Below are 26,924 nucleotides of genomic sequence, written 5' to 3' on the forward strand. Positions count from 1 at the left end.
TTCCCATCTTCCATTTTCCATAAAAATATGCGTAACCTTTGGATTTTCATCAGCAGATACAACGCATTTTTCCTGTTTATTATCTTTTTTACGATAGGCATTTACCTAACGGTGAAAAACAATGCTTATCAGCGTAGTGTTACCCTAAATTCATCAAACGAAGTAGTGGGTACAGCATACGAAAGGCTGAATGTTTTTAAAAGATATTTAAACCTCGGAATGGTAAACGACAGCCTTGCGGCCGAAAATGCCAAACTTAAAACCCGGTTGTTAGCTTTAACCACAGTTGATAGCGCTAAAGATGTAAAGGTTGTTGATACCGTTACTAATCAGCAATACACTTACCTGGCAGCCAAAGTAGTGAAAAATTCTATCACGCTTCGCAACAACGTGATGACCATTAATAAAGGTACAGTTGACGGAATTAAAAGTGGAATGGCTGTAATTGCGCCACAAAGAGGAGTTGTAGGTTTTATACGTGATGTTTCGGCGCACCTGGCTACCATACAATCGCTATTGCATAAAGACACCAGAATTAGTGTTACCTTGAAAAAGAATCATGCGGTAGGCTCTTTGGTATGGGGCGATGGGAATTTCGATATCAGAAAAGCATTTGTAAAAGAAGTACCCAACCACATTAAAATGTATGTTGGCGATAGCGTTGTAACTTCCGGTTACGGCTCATTTCCGGCAGGGATTTTAGTTGGCCGAATCAGCAAACCTAATGTAGCCACAAACGATAATTTCTTATCGGGAGAATTGAATTTATTTACAGATTTTAGCACATTGCAATATGTATATGTGGTTAAAGATAAACTTGCTGAAGAGCAAAAAGCTTTAGAAAGCCTAGTTAAGCCCAATGAATAGTAGAATCATAATTGTAAATGTGATCAGGTGGTTTTTACTGCTTTTTGTGCAGATCTTTCTGCTCAAGAATATGGGCTTTTATGATCTGTCGACCCCCTTTATCTACGTATTGTTTTTGCTGCTCCTGCCTTTTGGCATCCCTAACATTATATTGTATGGCCTAGCCTTTGCAACGGGTTTAACACTCGATGCATTTTACGATACCATGGGGGTACATGCAACCGCTTGTGTAGTGTTGGCATTTGTCAGGATTTCTTTTATATCCATAAGTTTAAACCGCGACGCAATTGATGACCCCGAACCATCGTTAAGTTACATGGGGTTCCAATGGTTTTCACTTTATGCTTTTCTCTGCGTTATTACACACCATTTGGTGTTGTTCTTCTTAGAAACATTCAGGTTAACCGAAATTGGTTATACCTTAATGAGATGCGGCTTAAGTTGTATCTTTACACTGCTTATTATTTTATTGGTAGAGTTTATATTCTATAGAAGAACGCCACGCTAATGGATCAATTATTTAACCGAAAATACATCGTTCAGGGACTATTTATTGTTATTGCCCTTATTTTACTGGGCAAACTTTTCTATATCCAGATTATTAGCGACAAAGCCTTTATTTCTGCCGAGAGTAATGTATTAAAAAAGAAATTCAAGTTTCCTGCGCGGGGTGCTATTCTCGACCGTAACATGAAGGTTATTGTACAAAACGAACCTGTTTACGATTTAATGGTTATCCCGAACGAAGTAAAGGAGTTTGATACGCTTACATTGGCCAATGCGCTTGAAATTTCGGTAGCAGACGCTCGTAAATTTATGCGTAAGGCTAAAGCCAAATCCAACTATCAGGCCACACCTTTTGTTAAACAGATTTCAGTTCAGAGCTATGCCCGTTTGCAGGAAATCATGTACCGTTTTCCTGGTTTTTCAACTCAGGACCGCACCATACGCCATTATCCCGATAGTGTTGGCGGCCAGCTCTTCGGGTATGTAAAAGAGGTAGATAGTGCCGATATTGCCAAGTCTGAAGGTTTTTATAAGCCTGGAGATTATAAAGGAAAAAGCGGTCTGGAAAAATCATACGAAGAGGTTTTAAGAGGAGAAAAGGGTGTTGTAAATACCATTTATGATGTGCACAATACGCCCCAAGGCAGTTACGCTGACGGAAAGTACGACATTAATGCGGTTTCGGGCGAGCGACTTATTTCGGGCATTGATATGAGAATCCAGAAACTGGGAGAAGAATTAATGGCCAATAAAGTTGGTGCTATCGTAGCTATTGAACCTGCTACGGGAGAGATTCTTTCGCTGGTAAGTAGTCCGGGTTACGATCCAAATTTGTTGGTTGGCAGGAACCAGGGAAATAATTATATGGAGTTTATTGTAGGTAACCCCTATCGCCCATCTCTTGTAAGGCCAATAATGGGTTATTATCCTCCGGGTTCTTCTTTTAAACCGGTTGATGCTTTAATCGGATTACAAGACGGCGTAATTGATCCCAATACCACTTTCTTTTGCCCGCACTATTATCAGGCCGGTAACAGAAGAATTAAATGTGAGCACTTTGATGGTCCAATTTCGCTTAGAAGGGGGATTGCCCGCTCTTGCAATACCTATTTTTGCTATGTTTTTCAAAAGCTGATCACCAAGAACGGCATGAAAAACCAAAGACAAACTTACCAGGAATGGCGCGATAAGGTGGCTAAATTTGGCTTCGGTGCTAAACTTGATATCGATATGCCTTACGAAAGAAAAGGTTATTTCTATACTTCAGAACACTACGATAAACTCTACGGTAAAAGATGGGGTTACACCAACGTAATTTCTCAGGCCATTGGTCAAGGCGAAATTACCGCTACACCTTTACAAATGGCTAATGCGATGGCCATTATTGCTAACCGTGGCTATTACATTAAGCCACACCTGATTAAAGGTATTGGCGATAAAAACCTGGTTAGAAAAGAATATGTAGTTAAAAATTATGTGGGTGTAGATGCCAAACATTTTGAACCCGTAATTGATGGCATGCAGGATGCGGTAAACAGCAGCTGGGGTACAGCCATATTATCAAGAATTCCGGATGTACTCCTTTGTGGAAAAACCGGAACGGTACAAAACCCGCATGGTAAAAACCACTCTGTTTTTATTGGTTTTGCACCGAGAGATAATCCAAAAATCGCGATTGCAGTAATTGTAGAAAATGCTGGCTATGGCAGTACTTACGCCGCACCAATAGCCAGTTACATGATTGAAAAATATCTCAAAGGCACGGTAAGTGGAGGAAGGGCGGCTCAGATTGAATGGATGAAAAACCAAAATCTGTTACCTGTTTTAAAAGATAAAACAAAAGAAACCAAACTTACAAAGGCCGATAGCCTTTTAATCAAAAAAGCAGATTCGACCAAAAGAATAAAAGATAGTTTGAGGATTAATTCGGCAACCATTAAACAAAGCGTTGCCACCAAACCCAAAGAACTTAAAACCGTAACAATCGATAAACCTGTAACCAATAAATAAAATGCAGCAGCAACAGGGAAACCGTTTTTTCTTTAATGTAGATTGGATTACCGTTTTAATCTACATCGCTTTATGTGCTATTGGTTTCACAAACATTTTCGCTTCTGTTCCTCCCGAGCAAACAGAAGTGTTTAGCTTTACTACCCTCTACGGCAAACAGCTCATTTACATTCTTACCGGTCTTATATTAGGCCTTTCTATTTTATTATTCGACGGGAGGTTGTTTAACGTCTTCTCTCCTTTTATATACGGCGGCACCTTAATTTTATTACTGGCTGTGCTGGTGATCGGGAATAAAGTTGCCGGTAATCAGGCCTGGATTGCGATTGGTTCTTTTAAGCTCCAACCTGCCGAGTTTGCCAAATTCGGAACAGCATTGTTGCTGGCCAGGTATGTAGGGGCGTTTAATCCAAAGTTCAGAGATGTCAAATCCATTGCCATTGCAGGCTTAATTGTTGGCGCACCCTTGCTATTGATCATGCTCCAGCCCGATACCGGTTCTGCACTGGTTTTCCTGGCCTTTATGTTTCCACTATACCGCGAAGGCTTATCGGGTTATTTCCTGCTGATATTTTTGGGAATGATTGTGTTGTTTGTGGCCGATTTCCTGGTGCCAACTTACATTCTGATCATCATTATTACGGCCATTGCAGGTCTTTTTATATACAATAACCGAAGGAAACAAAAGATTATCTTCTCGACGGTTTTAGTAACCATTTTTGCAATTGGTTATCTGTTCTTAATTAAAGTTGCTTACGAAAAAGTACTGGCACCTCACCAACGCAGCCGTATTGAGCTGATGCTTGGTCTTAAAACAGATAATAAAGGAGCGGGCTACAATGTAATCCAATCGCAGATTGCCATTGGCTCAGGGCAGGCAACCGGACGTGGCTTTTTACAGGGAACACAAACCAAATATGGCTACGTACCCGAGCAAAGTACCGATTTTATTTTTTCGACCATTGGCGAAGAATGGGGCTTTGCTGGTTGTTTTGTTGTGATTGGATTGTATATCTTTTTACTACTCAGATTGGTTAACCTGGCAGAAAGGCAAAGATCTACCTTTTCTAGGGTTTATGGCTACAGTGTGGCCTGTATTCTCTTTTTCCATGTATTCATTAATATCGGGATGACGATTGGAATTATTCCGGTAATTGGGATTCCTTTACCTTTGATTAGCTACGGCGGTTCTTCACTTTGGAGCTTTACCATCCTGCTGTTTATCTTCTTAAAGCTCGATTCGAACAGGATGGGATTTATTTAGGGATTAAAGGCATTGCAAATGCCGGGCTCGTACATCCGCGTTACAAACGCGGACGATCAAGAGTTACAAAAGCGGACAATTATGAACCAACGCTTACCGCAAAACGCCATCCGCTTTACTTACTAAACCTTCTGTTCAGCAATTCGTAAAACTGATCAACAGTGGCTTGCTTACTGGCCCAGTTGTTTTTTGCGGCATAATTATTTTGTAAGAAACCATCAGCAGCTTCAAAGCTGTTCATTTTGTTTACAATATCAATCGCTTCAGAGTAGGCCAGGTTATAGCCGTTGAAAAGGTCCTTAATAAAAAGTAATTTTTCGTTTAAGCTAATGGCTTGTTTCAAATCAGCAATCGGTGCTTTTAGCGGCTCATCGGCTTTGCCATTTGTTTTGGCCAGCAAATCATTTAAACTCTGCGCGGGCTTAGCAGCCACTGGTTGTGGAGCAGGTTTTACCGGAACTGCCTCTGGTGTAAATAGCGGTCTCTCATGCTCAACAGGAGGCGAAATAATAGGTTCATCCAGTTCTACTTCTTTAAGTACTTCAATAGGTTGCGAAACTGCCACAACAGGTTCTTCTTTAGGTGCGGCTACTACTTCTTCCTCCTCCTCGTCTATCTCTTCATGATCTATCAGAAAAGGTTCAGGACCAATTTCATCATCCTCGGCAGGCAAAACGGTTTCTTCTGCTGGTAAAGCTCTTTCCTTTTCGTGTATTCTTTTCTTTTGTGCCAAAATTTCGGCCTCTTCTTTACTTAAAGGGCGGTCGAAAATTTCTTCGGCTGGTTTTACCTCGTAATCAAACTGTGCATTTTCATCGTGCGTTCCCAGCACAAATTCAAAAGTATGATCGTCCTGATCTGGTTTAAAAAAATCATTTTTTAGAACCGAAGCCGCCTTTTCTTCTTCAATAGCTTCTTCATCAATAATTTCACGGGCAGGTTTAATGTCTACGCGAGCCTCTTCTTCCTCCGCCGTTACCACTTCTTCCAGCTCCTGCGGATCGAAACATTCATCGTCTTCTACATAGCTTTTGGTTACTTCGGGCAGGATAATGGTATTCTGTTCTTCTAAACGTGGATGATTGCCCGGTTCAGGTGTTTTTTCTTCAACGATGGTATTTAGTTTTTTAACGATATTAACGTGATCGGAAAGGAAATGTGCATTGGCCAGAAAAAGTTCCAGCTCCAAATCATTCAGCTGCTGAGGGTTTTGAGCCAAAAACTGGTATTGCTCATTTAATTCTGCTAAAATGCTGCCTATCTTTTTGAAAATATCTTGTTGGTTCATCATAAAGTTAAAACGAATTTCTGATCGATTTATGTTGGTAACTATGTGTTCAAAAATAACACATAATTCTCATATTTGTTCGGTTTAAAAATTATAGTACACCTAGGGGAATAAAAAACAGGGCATGTTATTTAGCGAACAAAATTTTAGAAGAAGAGGCGAATTTTCGGGAAGCATAGAGGTGGTATGTGGCTCCATGTTTTCTGGCAAAACAGAAGAGCTGATCCGCAGATTGAAAAGGGCCCAGATTGCTAAATTAAATGTCGAGATTTTTAAACCCCGTACCGACACCCGTTACCACGAAACTGCAGTGGTTTCGCACGATTTAAATTCGATTAACTCTACACCGGTTGACAGTGCTTCGGCCATTTTATTATTGGGTACCAATACCCAGGTTGTAGGTATAGATGAAGCCCAGTTTTTTGATGATGAACTGCCTGATGTATGCAATAAATTAGCCCTTAAAGGCATCCGTGTTATTGTTGCAGGGCTGGATATGGATTTTACCGGCAAACCGTTTGGCCCTATGCCGGCGTTAATGGCTATTGCCGAACATGTAACCAAAGTGAATGCTGTTTGTGTTTGCTGTGGCAACCCAGCCTTGTATAGCTACCGTACGGCAGCCGACGAAGCCACTGTGCTGCTAGGCGAAAAAGAAAGCTACGAGCCCCGTTGCAGGGCTTGTTACAATCTTGGTAAGGGCTAATCCTATTCCCCGTAAATCTGTATCTTTAATCAGAATTTTATTTCTGATATGGACAGGCTATCTCAACTTGAAGCATTTAGAAAAGGTATTGCCCCATTTGTAACGTTTAACGAAACAGAATGGGAGATATTTACGCAATACCTTAGTTTTGCTACCTTAAGCAAAAAAGAACATTTTGCTATTGAAGGTAAAGTGTGCGATTACATGGCCTTTATTACCCGCGGGGCAGTACGCTACTATCACATAGTAGACGGACAGGAAATTACCGGATACTTTAGCTTTGAAAACGAGCTGATGAGCGCCTACAAAAGTTTCGTTAAACGTACACCTTGCGCCAATTACATTCAGGCACTTGAAGAAACCGAATTGGTGCTGATCGCTTACAATAATCTTCAGCAAATGTTAAACCACCCTTTACTAGCCTTAAAAATGGAACGTTTTGGTCGTTTAATAGCTGAATATTACATCTGCTGCTACGAAGACCGGGTAACAGCTTTTATAACGCAAAGTCCCGAAGAACGCTATACTGCGCTTGAGAAAACCGGCAGAGATATTTTTCAGCGGGTTCCGCAGCATTTCATTGCCAATTTTCTGGGCATTACGCCTGTTTCACTTTCCCGCATCCGCAAAAGAACACTTTTACAATAAGACAACCGTCATTTCGAATGGAGTACAGCAAATGGAGAAATCCTTTCGAAAAGCAATCACCTTTGGAATTAAGCTCAGATTAAAGTTGATGTTTTCTTCAATCCTTATCTTTTGTTAACGTTTTAGCACTTTAGCTCAGCTAACTTTGAGTCAATCAAAAAAAGAAAAGCTATGCACACCATATTAGGCGCCGGCGGGCCAACAGCAAACGCATTAACGAGAGAACTGATTGCCCATAACGAAAAGGTTAGATTGGTAAGCAGAAAACCGGTAAGCAGCACCAATCCCAATGTAAGCTGGCTCAAAGCCGATTTATTAAACGAGCAAGAAGTACTTGCCGCAACAGAAGGTTCATCTGTAATCTATCTGTGTGCCGGTTTAACTTACGATGCCCAAATATGGCAGCAACAGTGGCCCGTTATTATCCAGAATGTGATTAATGCCTGCAGACATACCGGAGCGCGGCTGATATTTTTCGACAATGTTTACATGTACGGACTGGTAAAGGGGCCAATGACAGAAAATACCCCTTATCAACCCTGCAGCCAAAAAGGCGAAGTAAGGGCAAAAATAGCACAGCAATTAATGGATGAAAGTAAAGCTGGCCACATTAACGCAACCATTGCCCGTGCTGCCGATTTTTACGGCACCGACTCCATGAACAGTTTTTTCGATATGATGATATTGGATAAGTTTGCCAAAAACACCAGCGGGCAGTGGATAGGAAACCCCAACACCTTGCACAGTTTTACCTACATTGAAGATGCAGGCAAAGCACTATTTCTGTTAGGACAAACACCTGAATCGGGTAACCAAATCTGGCATTTACCAACAGCTGCACCCTTAAAAGGAAAGGCTTTTATCGAAATGGCTGCTCAGATTTACGAAACCAAAGCCCGTTATTCGACCATTAATAAACTGATGCTCCGTTTGGTTGGCTTATTTAAAAAAGTGGTTGCAGGCACGGTAGAAATGTATTATCAGTACGATCATGATTATCATTTCGATTCTTCCAAATTTGAAAAAGCATTTAACTTTAAACCAACCAGTTATCATGACGGAATTTTAGCACTATCTAAAACCCTGTACAAGAAACAGAATTGACAAATAAATTACCCATAGAACGCTATCTTTAGGCACTATGATTTCAGATTCTAACGTGCATCAAAAAGCAATTAAAAAGGTTTCGGTTTTAGGTTGTGGCTGGTTTGGCTTTGCATTTGCCAAAGCACTCATTGCAAGGGGTTACGCCGTTAACGGATCAACCACCACCGAAACCAAGCTTACCGCACTGGCAGAAGCGAAAATTAATCCTTACCTGCTTAACTTCAGCACTGAAAAAATTGAGGCAGCACCTTCTTTTTTTGAATGCGATGCTTTGTTTATCTGTATCCCACCAAAAAGAAACTCGGCTGAGCTGAAAGATTACCCTGCAAAAATTAAGTTGATTCTAGCAGCAGCCAAAGGCAAGGCAAGCCAAATTATACTGATCAGTTCGACCAGTGTTTTTGCCGACGAAAACCAGTTTGTAAATGAAGAAACGCCAACTTGTCCGGATACCGATTCGGGCAAAGTTGTGGTAGCTGCCGAGGAAATTTTCAAAGCAGAAAACCCTGATGCTACCATTATCCGTTTTGCGGGTTTAATTGGTCCCGACCGTAATCCGGGAAGATTCTTTGCCGGGAAAAGCGATATTCCGAATGGTTTGGCACCGGTAAATTTAATCCACCAAACCGATGCCGTTGGTATTGCCATAGCGCTGATCGAAAAACAGGCCTTTGGCCGGATTTATCATGCCTGCTCACCCTCACATCCGGCTAAAATGGATTTCTATGTTGAAGCAGCCAAAGTATCGGGTTTAGCTCTTCCTGCATTTATCGCAGAAAAGAAAATCTGGAAAATTGTAAAGAGTTTGAATGTGCCGAAGTATTTAGACTACGATTTCAAGGTCGGGATTTAGCTAGTTTAAGTCCAAAATAAAGTCGTCATCTCGACTAAAGCGCAGCGGAATGGAGAGATCTATTTAGACAGATTTCTCGACTACGTTGCACTCCGCTCGAAATGACGAACACCTTTGTGAGGCACTTAAATTGTTCTATACAAACCAATTAACTCAACAATCCCAGCAGCTCTTTCTTGGTTAGATTCTTGAAAAAACTACCCTCCGTTTGTATCAGGTTTTTAACCAGATCTTTTTTAGTAGCCTGCAGTTTCATAATCTTTTCTTCAATGGTATCAGGGCAGATTAACCGCACCGCCATTACGTTTTTGTGCTGACCGATCCGATAAGCACGGTCAATAGCCTGATTTTCTACCGCCGGGTTCCACCATGGATCGACCAGGTAAACATAATCAGCTTCGGTTAAATTCAGTCCTGTACCTCCTGCTTTTAAACTGATCAGGAAAACCGGTAAATCCGGATTCTGCTGAAACGAAGTCACCACTTCTTCTCTGTTACGCGTTTGACCGGTTAAATATGCATAACCAATCCCACGATTTTCGAGTTGTTTCTTAATCAAATCGAGCATGGTTACAAACTGCGAGAAGACCAATATTTTATGTCTACCGGCTTTACTTTCAATTTGTTCCATCAATACCTCAATTTTGGAAGAAGCCTGCAAATAAGATTTCCCATCGGCCAGCAAAGCTGCCGAATTACAAATTTGCCTTAGGGTGGTAATGCTTTTTAGTACATGCATGGAGCTTTTAGGCAAATCGTCTTCCTGTTTACCTAAAATAAAATCCTGAATCTCTTTTTTGTTGGCTTCGTACACTTCACGTTGCTCCTCCCCCATTTCGCAGTACAAAATAATCTCGGTTTTATCGGGAAGTTCTTTAGCCACCTGTTCTTTCGTTCTGCGTAAAATAAACGGTCTCACCTTTCGCTGAAGTTCGTCGGCCCTGCGGCTATCCTTAAACTGATCAATCGGCGTTGAATACAAATCGGCAAACTGCTGCTTGCTGCCAAACAGTCCGGGGCAGGCAAAAGATAATTGCCCGTACAAATCGAAAGTATTATTTTCTATTGGTGTACCGGTTATGGCTACCTTATTGCGCGATTGTAACATCCTAACAGCTTTGTAACGTTGCGATTCGGGATTTTTAATCAACTGAGACTCATCTAAAAAGATGTAATTGAAACGGTAATCCTTCAAAAAACGAACATCCGAAAGCAGGGTACCATAGGAGGTTAAAATGATTTCGTACTGATCAAAATCATCGGTGGTTTTGCTTCGTTCGCCGGCATAAATGGTTTTAACGCGTATTGATGGTGCAAGCTTTTCTACTTCGGCTTTCCAGTTAAAAATCAGCGATGCCGGAACCACAACCAGATTGACATTGTGTTTCACTTTTTCGCGCTGCGATAAAATGAAGGCTAAAATCTGTATGGTTTTACCAAGGCCCATATCATCGGCCAGGCACGAACCAAAATTAAAATCATCTAAAAAGTTGAGCCAGTTTAAGCCATCTTTCTGGTAATGGCGCAAGGTTGCCTGCAAAGTTGCCGGCACTTCTACTTCCTCAATCGAATTGGCCCCTTCAAATTTTTGCTTATAAAGCTTCAGTTCATTTTTAACTTCGCCATCCAGCAATGCATCCTCATACAGTTCGTTAACCGTAGCGAATTTAATTTTCGGTGTCAGGATAGCTTCTTCGGTAAGCTCGCCTGCATTAAAATAGGCTGCAAATTTTTCTACCCACTCTTGCGGCAAAATGCCTTCAGTACCATCATCAAGCTTAATAAACCTGCTTTTATTGCGGATAGATTTGTGCAAATGCTTTAGGGGAACAATATGTTTGGCAAATTTGACTTCTACTTTGGTTTCAAACCAATCTAATCCGCTTATTACTTCAATGTTTATTTCGGGCTTAAACTCGCTAAGCTTGTTATTTTTCAATTGATTAAAGCCCAAAATCTGAATATCCTTGTTCCTCCAGATTTCAAAGGCATCTAAAAACCAGGCTTCTTCTAAAAACCGCTTTCGATGCAGGTAAAAGGAATCGTATTTACTCTGATCAAACAGAAAATCATTTTCTATTTGTTCGTAAAAATAAGGGTGCGACCTAATGATGTTTGAAATGAATTGCAGTTCAGCTTTTTCATCACGGTCAAGCTTAAAAACATTGCCAAATTTATCCTGTGCCTGAATTTGCTTTTTCGATAAAACAGGAATTTCCAAATTTCCGTAACGCATTACAGGCGTTAGCAGGATAAAATCTTCCGATTCGGACAGGTAAATTAGCTGCTCGTTTTCCAGATCGAAACCCTTTTCTTCAATCTGACTTTTGCTGGCGGGTTTCAAATACGAATAATCGACATGAATACTACCTTCCAGCTGAATCAGGATGGTTTTCTGGAATTCGGGATATTTGCTTTTGTGCAAGATTAACCGGTTGCTCTGCTTTTTAAAAAATCCGATTACCCTTAAAAAATCGAGTCGGCTGATGAGATAAAGCTGATTTTTAAGCTTTACAAAATACTGGTGCACCAGTTGCAGGTTATCGAGTTCGTACGATTTCCCATCAATGATTAAACGACCGGTGATTTCGTAATAATCCTCGCGCTGGTTTACCGAAAGCCGCAAATCGACACTGAGTGGCTGAACATCAACGGCCAAAATGGAAGATGGCTTAATAACCGAAGATTGTTTAGGATCCTGCAGGTAAACCGGAATTTGAGCAGGATTTTTAACAATGGCTTTTAATGCTTCAATTTCTACCTCGCTTTGATCGGTATTGTAATGTTGCTGAAAAGTGCTGATGCCGCTAAAAAATTTCAACAGATCAGCATCTTCTGTTTTAAAAATTAAATCGGCCGGATTAATACCTTTAAGTGGATTTTTAACTTTGCCCGCTTTGGTAATGGCAGCCTCAAATAGCTCGACGGTTAAATGGTTGTAGTAACGATGCTGCCCCAGCACCAGGATCATTTTACTTAAATCTCCTTTAACAGAAGCTGTAGGCTGTGGTTTTGATTTGGGCAGCAGGATTTCTGCTAAGTTTTGCTGTGCCTCTTTGTTAAAGGGCTGTAGCGCATCCATTCTGGGCTTAATTTCAACCTCGCCATTGTGGTATTGCAGGTTAAAAAGCAAATCGGGATTTTTTTCCTTTTCCAGTCCATAATCGGCAGCTATTTTAATTAGCTTTTCCCTGCGCAGGTTAACATCGAAGAAAATACGCAGCTCTTGGCGTTGCAGAATATTGTATAAAACCTGTGCCTGATGTGTACACAGTTTATTTTTGGGTGAAGTGCAGCGGCACGAGAGCTTAACCGAATCTTCCTGCTGCTGAACCATCACTATAGGAAAGGGCTTGACAGCTTCTGCGTGACTAAACGCCGCAAAATCGATTTCGATCTGTTCGGGATATAACTGATAGAAACCTTTAACATCGGTATGTACCAATCCGCCCAAATGTTTGAGGATAACAATCTCGCTAAGCGCTTTCAGGTTAAAATCCCTTAAAATATAATCGTAAGGGTTTTCTTCTGATCGCAGCTGTTTTGTTACCGGTTCACTCATTTAAAATTAAAAGGCTAAGCGATAAAAGTAATGATTATTCGGTTCGGGGTAAAGTTCGTTTAAGGGTTTTTATGCACAATTGAATATCGTCATTTCGAGCGTAGTGCAACGAAGTCGAGAAATCTATTAAAGATCTCTCCATTTCGCTACGCTTCAGTCGAGATGACGGATCAACTACATACTACAGCGATTTCCTCAAATTCAAATAAAAAGGCACCTCTACCCGTTCGGTTTTACCACTGAGTACAAATTCAGCTGCCTGGGCACCTAACTCGCTAAAATCCGTCGAAATGGTGGTTATTCCATCCAAAATGATTCTTTTTAAAGGTGTTTCGTTGTAAGAAATTACACCTACATCTTTACCTATTTTGAGCTTTTGTGCAATCAAACGCTCAATCAACATTACCAGGTCATCTTCCATCAGGTTAATATATACCTCACCCGGATTAATCTCTTCATCTTTGATATTGTGGATCACTTTATGATCGAAGGCGTACTGCTGACAAAAACGATAAAAACCAGTTAGTATTTCATGTGGGAAATAGCTGTTCCGGGGGAAGATGATTTTTAAGGTGCGGTAGTTTGAAAGGCGATCTAAAGCCTGCTCTAATGCGGCATAAATATCCTGTGCAAAATTCTCGTAGGCTGCCGCATAATTGCCGGTTACCCCAGGCAAAAGTTTATCGAGGATAACCAGTTTCTCTTTGGGTATGGTATTGATAATTTCGTGTGCATTTTCGCCACCCTCTAAAAAATGCGGAATGATAACGAAGTGAGAATAATCATCGCGCTTGGCTACGATCATCTTTTTAAACAGCGCGTAATCGTTGTTGTAGATGTAAAAATCAATTGCGGCACGCTCACCAATGGTTTTGGTAAAGGAGTCGTAAATGATCTTTTTATGTGTACTGAGCTTATTGAACAGCAGACAGATTTTTAGCTTTCGCGAGAAATCGGTATTGATGATAAAATAGCCCTTACCCGGAACTGAATCTACCACCCCGAGTTTACGCAGATTGCGGTAACCCTTTTCGGCAGTATCGCGCGACATTTCCAAACTAAAACTCAGTTCATTAATAGAGGGCAACAAACTATTTTTAAGCAGCTTACCACTTTCTATTGCCGCTAAAATGGCATTGGTTAGCTGTTTGTATTTGGGGGTCGACGAGTATTCATCAACATTCAGATAGGGTATTAGATCTTCTGGTTTCAAAATGGTTAGGGGTATTAGGATTCCCAATATAAGGAAATTCCTAAAAATCTAATGTACGTTGTATGGCCGAATAGTATTTTAACTGAATCATATCCGTTGGTGCCGGATTTTCATTCCAGGCATCGTTAATGGCCAAAGCAGTACCTATAGCCGTAGCCTGCGAAACCGAAGAGGCATACACTTCAATATCGGGAATAGCGGTAGCCAGTAAATGCATATAAATGGCATTTTTACCAAAGCCTCCATCCACAAAAATCCGTTTCACACCGGAATTGAGGATCAACTTTAACGAGTACAACTGTTGTTTCACCAAATCAAAAATGAGCTGATGATAGGCTTCTTCTGCCGTTTGGAAAAGATTCAGATCGCGATCAGGAAATGCCGAGTTTGCGGAAAAGCCTGTCTGTGCATCTTTATTCTCGGGGATTTTATTGGCCAGTTTTAAAATCATAGCCGGGTTAAACTTCAGGTGTTTAAACAAATAAGCGGCCCTGTCGAAATGTTCGGCGATGCGTTTAAGCTGTACCTCATGTTCGTAACCTGCAAAAATACGCGATGCTTTAACGGCCTTACCTTTAAAGTGCATGTAACAAAGGCAATCCTGCTTCAGCTCGTCGGCAGTTAACGGATCCTGGTTAAACGGGTTTAAACTGATGCACCAGGTGCCGGTAGAAATGAGTACAAAAGGAGTATTAAAATTAGCAAGATAAGGGATCAATGCGGCAGAACTATCATGCAGGCCTACACCAACTTTGATGGTGTTGCCTTCAAAATCGGTTTTCAGGCTCGAATCGGCCGGAGTAAAAGCCCCGAACTTATCGTCGATCTTTTCTGTTGAGACCCAATTGTGATACTGGTTTTTATTAAAATCCCACAGCTGGGTATGGCAGCCAATGCTGGTAATATCGGCCACAGCTTTCCCTGTAATTAAATAACTGAGGTATTGAGGCAGGTGTAGCGCCCATTTCACTTTGCCAAATATTTCCGGCTTTTCATGCTTCAGGCGGTACAGCTGCATGCCCGAATTTAAGCTACCCAAAACCGGTGAGGCAGTTTCTAACGAAATCTTATCCTCACCGCCATAAGTGGCATAAAAGCTCTTTTTAAGTGCTTCTGGATATGCTTTTAAATAATTGTAAAGTGGTGTTAAAGGCTCTCCATTTTCATCGATGTACACAAAACTTGCACCGTAGGTTGAAAAATTAATGGCCTTAACATCAAACTCTTTTAACTGCAAAACCTGATGGAGGGAATCGTAAACAGATGAACGCAAGCTTTCCAGGTTTTCGCAAACTTCGCCATCTTCATCAACGGTTTCAACAAAACGGGCCGAACGTTCGTAAACGATCTGATAATTTTCATCAATCAGGAACAGTTTCTTATTCGTTTTCCCAACATCAAATATGGCAATAACAGGTTTTGGCATTTCTATTCTCCTCTTTACAAACCTGTAGCTACAGTTTTTCCACGGTGATTAACTAAATTATTTCTCACAGCTAAATCGCGGTATAAACCGATTGGCGATAATGCCGCACCTGCCCTTAAGCGGGCTTCGGCAACAATTGCCCTTAAATCGCTACGGAAAGTATGTTGCAAAATTTCCTGTGCTTTGGCTACATCATTATTATCCTGAGCAGCATTTAAGGCTTTTCTATCAACCAAAAGCGCCTGTGCATAAGCAATCATAATGGCCTCAACCGATTGCAGCAAATCTTCTAAAGGATCTTTTACATTGTGCGAAGCATCGATCATCCAGCCCAGATCTTTAGCATGGTTCATTCCTTTTGCATCCATTCCTTCTACCAGCTCATTAAAAATCAGGAACAACTGGTAAGGTTTAATGCTTCCGGCAGTTAAATCGTCGTCGCCATATTTAGAATCGTTGAAGTGGAAACCACCTAACTTCCCTTCCATTAGCAACAGGGCAACAATTTGCTCGATATTAGCATTTGGCAGGTGGTGACCTAAATCAACCAAGGTATAGGCCTTTTTACCGAGCTTGCTTGCATACAGCAATGACTGGCCCCAATCGCCAACAGTTGTTGAATAAAAATTAGGCTCAAACGCTTTGTACTCTACAAACATTTTCCAGTCATCGGGCAGTGCCGAATAAATTTCCTCCAAACTTTCTAAAGTGTTTTCGAAAGCCTTGCGAAAATTAAGCTGGCCAGGGAAACAAGATCCATCGGCAAGCCAAACAGTTAATGCATCAGATCCTAACGCAATACCATGTTTAATTACTTCTATATTGTGCTCAATCGCCTGTTTGCGAATGGCTTTATTTACATTTTGTAATGAACCGAACTTATAACTGTGGGCCGAACCAGCCTGATCCTGAAAGGTGTTGGAGTTCATGGCATCGAATTTAAGGCCGTAACCTGCAGCCAGTTTTTTTAATTCGCCGGCATTCTGAGGAATATCCCATGGAATGTGAAGCGAAATAGCCCCGCTTGCACCGTTTAAAGCATGTAACAAACCTACATCTTCAATTTTTTCTTCAATGGTGCGTGGTTCTCCACCGGTAATGGCAAAACGGCCAAAACGGGTTCCGCCTGTGCCCAATGCCCAGCTAGGAATAGCAATCTGAAAATCGACCAGTTTCTGGATTACGCTTTCCAGATCAACGTGTGCCCAGTCTTCTTTTAAGAAAGCAAGTTTACGCTGATGTGGGGTTAACAAAGAGTCGTTGTGTTTTTCTATTTGGTTCTGCTCGATATTCATGAGAATATTTGGTTTTTGTTAGGTTAATTATTGTGGCGATACAATCGCCTTTCCCGTTCATCCTCGTTACAAACGAGGACGATTATAAAAAAAATTAAAGTCATTTTCGGTCCGTGCCAAGCACAGACCGATGAAACAACTTACTAAAACTGAATTTAAAACTATCGTTTCGGTTGGTGAGGACACCAGCCGATAGATCAAAACTATCGCCGTGGTTTGTGTCTACACAGACTACATTTATTAACCACAGATATTAGCACCTATGCTTAGTGTATCATCTTTTTCGGTTGGTGAGAACACCAACCGATAGATTAAGTACAAATTCCATCTGTGTTTATCCTTTTTATCTGTGGTTACATTTCATTATCGTACAAATGCCATGGCCACTCCGCCATCTACATTGAGCACATTGCCGGTTGATTTTTGCAATAAGCCACCAACAAAGGCAAAGCAAGCATTGGCAATATCATCTGGCAATATAATCTGGTTTAACAAAGTACGTTTTGCATAATAAGCTGGCAACTCGGCCACGGTAATGCCATAAGCCTTCGCTCTGCCTTCAGCCCATCCGCCAGCCCAGATATTGCTATCGCTGATTACGGCATCAGGGTTAACCACGTTTACGCGGATGTTATCAGCACCTAATTCGGCAGCGTTTAATCTGCTTAAGTGTAACTGGGCTGCTTTTGCACTACCATAACCTGCATTATTCGGTCCGCTAACTAAAGCATTCTTACTTACAATATTAATGATATCGCCACCGATATTTTGCTTTTGCATCGTATTTGTTGCAGCCTGGGTAATAAAAAACTGTCCCTTTACCAAAACATCATATAAAAGGTCCCAATCTTTTTCGGTATGATCGGCAATGGTTTTAGAAATAGATAAGCCTGCGTTGTTTACAATAATATCTACCCCACCAAAAGCCAGCGCAGCGGCATCGAAAGCATTTTTAATGTCTTCTTCGCTGGTTACATTTAAAATAGCGGTGCTGTAAGAGTCTTTGCCAAATTGTGCAGCAAATTCTTTACCCGCTTCTTCTAAACGCTCGGCATTCATATCGTTTAAAATGACTACGCCACCTTCTGCTACAAACTTTTTAGCTATAGCTTTTCCAATTCCACCGGCGCTGCCTGTAATCAGTGCTATTTTACCGGTAAGTGGTTTAGGCTTAGGCATACGCTGTAATTTTGCTTCTTCCAGCAACCAGTATTCAATGTTAAAAGCTTCCTGATGTGGTAATGAGGTATATTCAGAAACAGCTTCTGCCCCTTTCATTACGTTAATGGCATTGATGTAAAATTCTGCCGCCACCCTTGCTGTTTGTTTATCTTTCGAGAAAGTAAACATACCAATACCAGGGTATAAAATTACTACCGGGTTGGTATCGCGAATAGCCGGACTGTTTGGATGTTTACAGGTTTCATAATAATCCGTATACATCGCTCTGTAAGCTTCAAAAGCAGGCTCAAGCGTCTCTTTCAATGCTTTAACATCCGATAAATCGGCATCACTGGCTAAATCTAATACCAGCGGACTGATTTTGGTACGTAAAAAGTGATCGGGACAGCTTGTTCCCATTGGCGCTAAACGGCCAAGATCGTTCGAATTGATGAACTCCAAAACACGTGTATCATCGGTAAAATGACCAATCATGTGTTGCTTTGAAGAGCACAAGCCACGTAAAACCGGTGCTAAAGCAGCAGCTTGTTTTTTACGATTACTGGCTTCAGCACTTTCTATTTTTTGTCCGCCAAAAACAGGACCTTTTTTTCCGTAGTTCTGGCTAAGATAGTCTGAACAGATTTCAATTACCTCTAAAGTGTTCAAATAACTTTCATAAGCGGTATCGCCCCAGGTAAATAAGCCGTGCGAACCTAACATAATACCACGGATGCCCGGGTTTTCATCTAAGCACTGCTTTAACTGTAAGCCCAGCTCAAAGCCTGGTTTTTTCCACTCTACCCAACCAATGGTACCGTTAAACAGCTCCTGGGTAATGCGTTTACCATCTTTTGCTGCTGCAATGGCAATGGCTGCATCAGGGTGCAGGTGATCGATATGCTTAAAGGGTAGAAAACCGTGCAGCGGGGTATCAATTGATGGTGCTTTTGAACTTAAATCGAAAATGCAGTGGTTAAACAGTTCAACCATTTCATCTTCGTAAGCTACGCCGCGGTAAATGTTTTTCAGGCTGCGCAAACGGTCAACATACAAAGCGGCCAAACCACTTTTCTTTAAAGTACCTAAATCGCCCCCCGAACCTTTTACCCACATTACTTCTGTTTCCAGTCCGGTTAAAGGATCTTTTTCCAACAATTTACAAGAAGTGTTACCGCCTCCATAATTGGTGAGGCGTAAATCAGCACCCAATAAATTTGAGCGGTAGATTAACAAAGCAACTTCATCACCAGCCAGTTTTGCGGCTTCCTCTTCATCCCACAGATAGCTTACATGCTTATAACTTTTCGTATCGATTGACATTATTATATTCTATTTAAATTTTTCTATTGATTAACCTTTTATTGAGTTGCCATAACCCACAATGAGTACCGAAATAATGATGGTTAAAATTCCCACCAAAACCGTTACCAGTGTTTTACGCGATACACCCTTCCATTCTTTTAACACCAGGCCCCAAACATTTGCAATTAAGATGATGAAGGCCATGTGCAGAATCCACGAACTGGCACCATTACCCATTTTACTTTCGCCCATTCCGTAAAAGAAAAACTGCAGGAACCAGGTGGTACCAGCAAGGGCCGAGAAAATATAATTTTTTAACAGTGGTGTTGTTTTATTCGTATAATCGCCAAATGATTTGTTCCTGGCATTAAGTACCATACACCAGATAAAGTTGGTGGTAAGTCCGCCCCAAAGTACAATTACATAAGTAACGTTGTTTTGATAAAGAAAATTACCGGTTTCAGCCGGATTAGCGGCTTTCCAGATGGCGTTTGCGGCATCGGCCATGGGTTTACCGGCTTCGATGCCAAAATTGAAACAAGCGCTTAACACCCCTGATACGATACCTACAAATAAGCCCAGACCAAATTTATATTCTGTTTTTACCTCCATTCCGTGCGGATCGGTAATATCGGTTTTCATCTCTTTTTCCTTCATCATACCGGCCCTGCCACAAATCACGATACCCAGCACACATACCAGTAAACCCAGTAAAACCATGCGCCCCCAATCGGTTTGCAGAAACATGGTGAAAGTATCTTTACCTGCCTGCGGGAAAAAATCGAAGTAGATTGAAGGTAAGATGGAGCCTAAAACCATACAGAGCCCCAAAATAATGCTACTACCTAACGATACGCCAAGGTAACGAACACCTAAGCCGTAAGTAAGGCCACCAATGCCCCAAAGCACACCAAAAAAATAAGTGAGCCATAAAATGCTGCCATTGGTACTGCTGATAATGGCCGTAAAATTCGGGATAGTTAAATAAGCGGCAAGCGGTGGAACAATGAGCCAGGAGAATATCCCGCCTACGATCCAATAGCTTTCCCAGGCCCAACCTTTAACCTTTTTATATGGTATGTAAAAACTTCCGGAGGCGAAACCACCGAAGAAATGAAAAATAACGCCTAAAATTGCCTGCATGCTGTTAATTAATATTTGGTTGCCCTAAAATATAATTTACAGTAATTTTAACTGTTATGCACTGTTATGGATTTAAATTAATCACCTTGATTTTTACGATGGTGATACAGGATGTTTTTTAACCATCCTAGACATGTAGGTAGCCCTAATGTTTTTTACCGCCTTAGACATGTAAGTACATTTAAGCCTGCTAACTGCAAACTAAGCCTTAGGTGCACTTAGGTGTCTAATATCATAGCACTATTGTTTTTTAACCACCTTAGACATGTAAGCACATTTAAGCCGGCAAACTACCAACCAGGCCTTAGGTGCACTTAGGTGTCTTAGGTGGAAATTAATTGCCGCCTAGCCATTACCACTGACAAAAAAAGAAGAAATTAATTTAGATAGTCGCTGTTTCAAGCGAATCCAGACATAATTACTTTGAAACCTTCCTGCCATGGGCAGGGCCAAATCAAAGTTACTTTGAAACGTCCCTGCTATGCGCAGCACAAAATCAAAGTAAAAACAGAAAACTAGCTCAATATTTGAATCCGCTGTGCAATATCCTCAATTACATCAACCGACTTAAGAATTTTGTAATGCCCTACATCTTCGAATGATTGAGCTACAATTGCTGAGTTTTTAGCTAGAAATTCCTGTAAAAAAGAATAGGGTGAAATATGGTCTTCGGGATCGAAAGCCAGAAAATGATTGGTATCGTTTTTTAACTGGTACAAACTGGTCAGGTTAAAATAACTTGCCGGAACCGGGAACTCTTGTTCAAAATTGCTGAAGAAAACTTCCTGGTCTTTGCTGGCAATGTTAACTGAATCGAGGCTTTGTTCAAAATTCTCTTTGAGCCTGATTAAAGGCGCAATACTAACCAGTAGTTCTGGTTCTATACCCAGCTCCTGCAGGGCAATAACATTGGCCATTCCACCCAGCGAGTGACCAATGAATATATCAGGCTGTACATAATTGAGCGCTATCGATTTAACCGAATCAGCATAGAGCATCAGGTTCGAAAACTCAGAAACAGAACTTCCGTTGCCGGGTGCATCAAAAGCGATTACTTCCAGATCGTCGTTTTTTAACAGCGCAACAATAAGCTCGTAAAAATCCAATGCTTTTGAAGCCCAGCCGTGCGTAAGCAACACTTTCCTTTTACCTTTACCCCAGCTAAAACAATTGATACGGATTTCGGAACTGGTAAAATAGGTATCGAAAACCGGGAGGCTAAATTGTTTTGATTCGGCGATAAGCTGCTCCTGATGCAGGCGCAGTGGCATTTTAGGCGAGTAAAAAATAAATTCGCGCATTAAAGCCGCATCGGGCTTATCCGGCTGATGCTTCAAATCACCAATTAACTGCTTTAGCCTTTTCAATGATTAATAAATTAAATGCGATTTTAAATCTGCAGGAGAATAATTAATCGATTTCAAAGTCTTGTCGTCCGATTTACGGAATACCAGAAACAGTCCGTCGATTTCCTTGTAGTAAGATTCTGTTCCGTCTTTATCTAAATAGAACTGAATGGTGTTTTCGGCTTCTTCTACTGTTTTGCAAGCCTTACTCATGTTAGAGCGGTGCACCTCATCAAATAAAGTTTTAAATTTTCCACCTAAGCCAAATTCGTGTATAGCGCCGGCCAAAACATACTGTAAATCGCATAATGCATCGGCAACTTCTACCAGATCATCGTTTTCTACCGCTTCCTGTAATTCTTTTAACTCCTCGGCCAAAAGCGAAATACGCAGGTTAGCTCTTTGCTTAGATGGAATAACCGGATTTTCGAGAATAGGGTGTTTAAAAGTGGTGTGGAATTCGGCAACCTGGTTTAGCGAATTGGTTTCTTGCATGCTCATGTTCAATTTAATCTTTATGCAGCAAACTTAAAAAAAACGGAAGAAATATTCGGGAGATTTTATGCACACCGGTGGTTAGTTTTGGTTAAGCGGTTATTTTTGGTTAATTGGTTAATTGTTGAAATTGGCTAACTGGAAGTTTATCCATCAACTTGGTTAATCGGTTAATTGTTGAAACTGGTTAACTGTAAGGTTATACAAACAATTAACCAGTTAACCGATTTAACAGTTAACCTAACCCTTCTTCCCTTCCCTTACCACCTTAAAAAACTCTTCCTTGTAGGTTTCTCCAACAGGAATGGCCTCATCGTTAATAAAAACGGTATTGCCATCAATCATTTTAATCTTCTCGATAGAAATGATGTAAGATTTATGAATCCGGTAAAAAGGTGGTTTTGGCAATTGTGTTTCGAGCTCGCGCAGGGCCTGATAAGTGATGATCCGCTGCGTGGCAGTGTACACCGAAACATAGTTTTTAAGTCCTTCTATGTATAAAATATCGTCGTAATTTACTTTGATGAATTTATTTTTGGTATCGCCCTTGATGAAAATAAAGTCGTTACCCGGGGCAGGCTGTTGCATTACTTCGGGCTGTGCTGCTGGTACGGGAGCTAAAATTTGCTGTGCCTTTTGGGCTGCTTTATAAAACCGCTCGTAAGAGATGGGCTTTAACAGGTAATCGACCACATCAAGCTCAAAACCTTCCAACGCATATTCGGGATAAGCGGTAGTTAAAATTACCTTGCATTTGCCTCCACATATTTTCAAAAACTGTATGCCGGTCAATTCTGGCATTTGGATATCTAGAAACACAAGATCAACTTTTCCTTCCTGCACCAGATTCAGTGCCTCAAAGGCATTGGTGGTGGTGCCTACTAATTCGAGGAAAGGTGTTTTATTGATAAATGCCGCAATAATATCGGAGGCATAAGATTCATCATCAACAGCAAGGCAACGGATCATAGTTAAGATTTTGAAGGTAATTCGGATTTAAAGGTAAAGCTATAAATTTAAAATCAACGTGCTTTTATAGGTATTGCCGTTGTTAGAAACCAACAGTTCGTGCTTATCAGGATAAATCAGATCCAGCCTGCGGTGTACGTTTACCATCCCTACCCCACTGCTGTGGTCTTTTTGTGCATGACTAATCTTATTGCTGACCTCAAAACTCAGTCGTTTTTGCTGCACTTTAAGCTTAATGCGTACCGGTTGTGCTTCATCGTTTACCACGCCGTGCTTAAATGCATTTTCGACAAAGGGAATCAGTATCAGTGCAGCAATTTTCTGGTCGCCAATGCCTTCAGTTGTAAACGTAACATAAAAATTAGGCTCGAAACGCATCTTGAACAGCTCTACATAACTCTCCAAATACCCCACTTCTTTATCTAAGTTCACTTTCCCATCCGGGCTATCGTTTAAGGTATAACGCATCAAATCAGACAGTCGCAAAACCGCATTAGCCAGTTTATCCGAAACAGGAATGGCCAGCGAATACACATAGTTTAGTGTATTGTACAAAAAATGTGGATTAATCTGCGATTTTAAAAAGGAAAGTTCGGCCTTTACTACCTCATCCTTGAGTTTAAGGTTCATCCGCTCGGCCAAAAAGCTTTTTTCTATCCCGTAAACCGCAGCAGGTACTACGATAAAGGCCAAACTCCAGTAAATGTTGTCAGAAATGTAATGCCAGGCCGTTGTACCTTCAGCGTAATTATGAAAACCAAACCATTTTAAGTACAAAACTTCTTCAATCAAATATCTCGAGGCAGTGAATATCGCTATGGTTAACAAAATGCCGCCAATTAACTGAAGGATTTTGCCCTTTTTCAAAAACCGGGGATATACCCACAAATAGCAGATATAAAACTCCATGATCTGAATAAAATTCATGGATATGGTAAAGGCCGATTGCCTTAAAGTAGTGCCTTCTATCACTGCACCACCATAAAAATAGCCCAAAACAAGTACCCAGCAAAGAATATGTATCGCAATCGTTTTTAAAGTTTTCATGCCCTAAAACTATACAAAGCATTTTTAACTGCCTATTTTCTTATGCCAAACCTGTAAATAATTATCCCAAACCCTGCTTTTTTAGTACGAAAAGGATTTACAGCGCTTTAAGCGGTTGGGATAATATTTTGAGGGTTTGGGATGATATAATTTTCAGACTCCTGCGGCCGCTGCATCTTTGGACCAATTAATTATAAAACAACAACCAATGAACCGCTTAGTTAAAACCGCTCTTCTTATATTACTTATTTCAGGCATTCAAACTGCCCGTGCCCAAAGCAGCAAGGTATCCGGAACAATCACCGATAAAAGCAATAAAGCTTTAGATTATGCTTCAGTGGCACTAATCCGCCTGCCCGATTCGGCTTCGGTTGCTTTACAGGCTACCAACCAGCAAGGCGCGTATGAGTTTAATGATGTTAAAGCTGGCCGGTATTTAATCAAAGCCTTGATGATGGGTTATGATAGGAATCAATCAGCAAGTTTTGAGGTAAAAGCAACCACTGTAAAAGTACCTGTGATTGTATTAACTTACCGCAGCCAAAACTTAAAAGAAGTAAACATTGTATCCAAAATGCCTGTTATCGATCAAAAAGCCGATCGGGTAATTGTCAATGTAGAGCAGATGAATACTGCCGGCGACAATGCACTTGAAGTCATTAGCCGGTCGCCAGGTGTAAAGCTGGATAAGGACGATAATATTGTACTAAAGGGTAAAAGCGGCATCAACGTGATGATTGATGGTAAAATGAGCTACATGAGTGGCCAGGAGTTAACCACTTACCTGAAATTGCTGCCTGGTTCGGTACTGAGTAAAATCGAGCTGATTTCTAACCCTCCTGCTTCTTTTGATGCAGCGGGCACCGCCGGAATTATTAACATTAAACTAAAAAGGAACAAAATGCAGGGTTTTAATGGCAACATGAACCTTGGCGGAGGTTATGGCAGGTACGAAAAAATGAGTGCAGGAACCAACCTCAACTACAACATCGGTAAGGTGAGTACCTATCTCCGTTTAAATGCCGGCCATTACAATTCTTACAACCGCTTAACCCTAAACCGCAGCATTGGCGAAGAACAGTATAACCAGCTTAATTTCTGGCATCCGGTTACCAATAGCCTCAACTACTCTACCGGGGCCGATTATTTTATGAACGAGAAGCATACTTTAGGTATAATGGTAAAAGGCTTTACCGCTCCAGAAGAAACCAAAGTAAACAGCAACTCTATCAATTACAATGCAGCGGGTGCAAAAATGGGTGCAACATCGATGTTTAATCCGCAATCCAATACAGAAAAAAACCATGCCTTTAACCTAAACTACCGTTATAAAACCGATAGTTTAGGCGGCGAACTGGGCTTCGATGCTGATTATGTACGTTACGATAACAGCAAAAACGAAACCTTCACCAACACCTACCTTGATGTAAATGACAATGTGATTGGCAGCCCCATCGATTTGCGCAATATTGGAATGGGCAACGTATCTATTTACTCGGTAAAGGCCGATTATACTTTAAACTTTACCAAAACATTTAAAATGGAAACCGGCTGGAAAAGCAGCTGGGTAAAATCGCAAAGTGATGTGCGTTTCGACTCGTTAAAAACAGCAGGCTGGATAAATGATGCCCGCCGTACAAACCAGTTTTTATATCACGAGAACATCAATGCAGCCTACCTTTCATTGGATCAGAGTTTTAAAAATATACAAATCAAGGCAGGTCTTCGGGCCGAACAAACGCTGGGCAATGGCAGCTCATCGGGTACCAATACGCTAATCGACAGAAAATACTGGAAGCTTTTTCCAACCGTTTTTGTTTCTTTAAAAATTGATTCGAACAACCTGCTTACCGCAGCTTACCGGAAAAGTATTAACCGTCCATCCTACAGCAGTTTAAACCCCTTTACTTTCTACAGCGATCCTTACACTGCACTACAGGGGAACCCTATGTTACAGCCTTCTTTTGCCAACAGTTTCGAACTAAATTATTCGATCAAAAATTTCAGGGTATTAACCTTAAGCTATTCGGTTAACAATGGTTCGATGTGGGAAGTGGTGTACCAAAATGATGTGACTAAAGAAAGTATTTCAAGACCCGAAAACCTGAACCGCACCACCAATTTTTATATGGCCACAGGTAGTCCGGTTGATATAACCAAATGGTGGAACAACAATACCGAGGTTTCGGCAGGTTTTAACCGCACACAATCGGCGGTGCAGGGAAATGGCTTTAATGCTTTCTCGTGGAACTGGTCGGTAATGATGGATAATACCATAACTTTACCTAAAAACTATAGCTTAACTACTTATGCCTATTACGATTCGCCGTCGGTTTCGGGCCTGTTCCAGAGTTTAGGCAGTTACCAGTTAAATATTGGCGCGAAAAAAACATTTTGGAAAAAGAATGCAACCCTTGCTTTAAAGGTTAATGATATTTTTAACACCAGTGCTTTCAGGGCTAACCTGGAATACAACAACATTAAAACTTACTGGAGAAATGAATGGGAAAGTCGCAGGGTAAACTTAAATTTCACTTATAAGTTCGGCAATATGAAAATAAAAACTGCCCGCAGCAGAAGTACAGGTACCAGCGAGGAGGAAAACAGGGTGGGTAAGAATTAAAGGTTAGTATTGGTTAATTGTATAAATCGGTTAACTGGTTAATTGTAGAGAGTGAATCGTCAACAAACAGTTAACCAGTTTCAACGATT

The 26,924-nt window shown here is 41.0% G+C and carries 20 protein-coding genes; 9 read left to right on the plus strand and 11 right to left on the minus strand.

The features are described 5' to 3' along the window. The first annotated feature begins 27 nt into the window (after window positions 1–27). The 4 genes from mreC to rodA are packed head-to-tail and all read left to right on the plus strand — an operon-like array spanning window position 28 to window position 4,648. Window positions 28–867, plus strand: coding sequence for a rod shape-determining protein MreC (gene mreC, locus HWV58_RS00225; protein WP_175632137.1), 840 nt, complete (start codon window positions 28–30; stop codon window positions 865–867). Further along, the gene (locus HWV58_RS00230) at window positions 860–1,375 is read left to right on the plus strand and encodes a rod shape-determining protein MreD (protein WP_175632138.1); all 516 of its coding nucleotides are present in this window, start codon (window positions 860–862) and stop codon (window positions 1,373–1,375) included. Before mreC ends, HWV58_RS00230 begins: the two co-directional genes overlap by 8 nt. Continuing rightward, window positions 1,375–3,384 (plus strand): penicillin-binding protein 2, encoded by a 2,010-nt coding sequence (gene mrdA, locus HWV58_RS00235; protein WP_175632139.1) that lies wholly within the window; start codon window positions 1,375–1,377, stop codon window positions 3,382–3,384. The genes HWV58_RS00230 and mrdA overlap by 1 nt, the downstream gene beginning before the upstream one ends. A 1-nt stretch (window position 3,385) precedes the next feature. After that, entirely contained in the window at window positions 3,386–4,648 is a 1,263-nt protein-coding gene (gene rodA / locus HWV58_RS00240; RefSeq protein ID WP_175632140.1) for a rod shape-determining protein RodA, read from the plus strand. 115 nt (window positions 4,649–4,763) lie between these two features. Here rodA and HWV58_RS00245 read toward each other — a convergent pair whose 3' ends face one another. After that, window positions 4,764–5,939, minus strand: coding sequence for a ubiquitin family protein (locus tag HWV58_RS00245; protein WP_175632141.1), 1,176 nt, complete (start codon window positions 5,937–5,939; stop codon window positions 4,764–4,766). Between the two features lie 121 nt (window positions 5,940–6,060). Here HWV58_RS00245 and HWV58_RS00250 point away from each other — a divergent pair, with 121 nt between their 5' ends. From HWV58_RS00250 to HWV58_RS00265, 4 genes are all read left to right on the plus strand, one after another. After that, entirely contained in the window at window positions 6,061–6,642 is a 582-nt protein-coding gene (locus tag HWV58_RS00250) for a thymidine kinase (RefSeq protein WP_124560759.1), read from the plus strand. Between the two features lie 48 nt (window positions 6,643–6,690). Continuing rightward, window positions 6,691–7,290 (plus strand): Crp/Fnr family transcriptional regulator, encoded by a 600-nt coding sequence (locus HWV58_RS00255; protein WP_175632142.1) that lies wholly within the window; start codon window positions 6,691–6,693, stop codon window positions 7,288–7,290. 171 nt (window positions 7,291–7,461) lie between these two features. Further along, window positions 7,462–8,394 (plus strand): NAD-dependent epimerase/dehydratase family protein, encoded by a 933-nt coding sequence (locus tag HWV58_RS00260; RefSeq protein ID WP_175632143.1) that lies wholly within the window; start codon window positions 7,462–7,464, stop codon window positions 8,392–8,394. 37 nt (window positions 8,395–8,431) lie between these two features. Then, window positions 8,432–9,250, plus strand: a complete 819-nt coding sequence (locus HWV58_RS00265) for an NAD(P)-binding domain-containing protein (RefSeq protein ID WP_175632144.1) — start codon at window positions 8,432–8,434, stop codon at window positions 9,248–9,250. A 148-nt stretch (window positions 9,251–9,398) separates the two neighbouring features. On the opposite strand, the gene HWV58_RS00270 is transcribed toward HWV58_RS00265, so the two are convergent. From HWV58_RS00270 to HWV58_RS00315, 10 genes are all read right to left on the minus strand, one after another. Continuing rightward, entirely contained in the window at window positions 9,399–12,812 is a 3,414-nt protein-coding gene (locus tag HWV58_RS00270; protein ID WP_175632145.1) for a DEAD/DEAH box helicase, read from the minus strand. Between the two features lie 181 nt (window positions 12,813–12,993). After that, window positions 12,994–14,025: a GntR family transcriptional regulator gene (locus tag HWV58_RS00275; RefSeq protein ID WP_175632146.1), complete on the minus strand. Its 1,032-nt coding sequence runs from the start codon at window positions 14,023–14,025 to the stop codon at window positions 12,994–12,996. A gap of 40 nt (window positions 14,026–14,065) precedes the next feature. Continuing rightward, window positions 14,066–15,451: an FGGY-family carbohydrate kinase gene (locus HWV58_RS00280; protein WP_175632147.1), complete on the minus strand. Its 1,386-nt coding sequence runs from the start codon at window positions 15,449–15,451 to the stop codon at window positions 14,066–14,068. A gap of 14 nt (window positions 15,452–15,465) precedes the next feature. After that, a complete protein-coding gene (locus HWV58_RS00285; RefSeq protein ID WP_175632148.1) occupies window positions 15,466–16,746 on the minus strand; it encodes a sugar isomerase in 1,281 nt (426 codons plus the stop codon). 363 nt (window positions 16,747–17,109) lie between these two features. Continuing rightward, window positions 17,110–19,230, minus strand: a complete 2,121-nt coding sequence (locus HWV58_RS00290; RefSeq protein WP_175632149.1) for a bifunctional aldolase/short-chain dehydrogenase — start codon at window positions 19,228–19,230, stop codon at window positions 17,110–17,112. 30 nt (window positions 19,231–19,260) lie between these two features. Beyond that, window positions 19,261–20,355 (minus strand): L-rhamnose/proton symporter RhaT, encoded by a 1,095-nt coding sequence (gene rhaT, locus HWV58_RS00295; RefSeq protein WP_175632150.1) that lies wholly within the window; start codon window positions 20,353–20,355, stop codon window positions 19,261–19,263. A 515-nt stretch (window positions 20,356–20,870) separates the two neighbouring features. Further along, on the minus strand, window positions 20,871–21,722 hold the full coding sequence (locus HWV58_RS00300) for an alpha/beta fold hydrolase (RefSeq protein ID WP_175632151.1): 852 nt from the start codon (window positions 21,720–21,722) through the stop codon (window positions 20,871–20,873). Between the two features lie 3 nt (window positions 21,723–21,725). Then, window positions 21,726–22,202, minus strand: coding sequence for a nucleoside triphosphate pyrophosphohydrolase family protein (locus tag HWV58_RS00305; RefSeq protein WP_235972600.1), 477 nt, complete (start codon window positions 22,200–22,202; stop codon window positions 21,726–21,728). A gap of 234 nt (window positions 22,203–22,436) precedes the next feature. Further along, entirely contained in the window at window positions 22,437–23,165 is a 729-nt protein-coding gene (locus HWV58_RS00310) for a LytR/AlgR family response regulator transcription factor (protein WP_175632152.1), read from the minus strand. Window positions 23,166–23,204: 39 nt separating this feature from the next. Then, a complete protein-coding gene (locus HWV58_RS00315; RefSeq protein ID WP_175632153.1) occupies window positions 23,205–24,212 on the minus strand; it encodes a sensor histidine kinase in 1,008 nt (335 codons plus the stop codon). A 208-nt stretch (window positions 24,213–24,420) separates the two neighbouring features. Here HWV58_RS00315 and HWV58_RS00320 point away from each other — a divergent pair, with 208 nt between their 5' ends. Continuing rightward, the gene (locus HWV58_RS00320) at window positions 24,421–26,835 is read left to right on the plus strand and encodes an outer membrane beta-barrel family protein (protein ID WP_175632154.1); all 2,415 of its coding nucleotides are present in this window, start codon (window positions 24,421–24,423) and stop codon (window positions 26,833–26,835) included. The last annotated feature ends 89 nt before the right edge of the window (window positions 26,836–26,924 follow it).

It is taken from the genome of Pedobacter ghigonis, assembly GCF_903166585.1.
GTDB classification, from domain to species: Bacteria; Bacteroidota; Bacteroidia; order Sphingobacteriales; family Sphingobacteriaceae; genus Pedobacter; species Pedobacter ghigonis.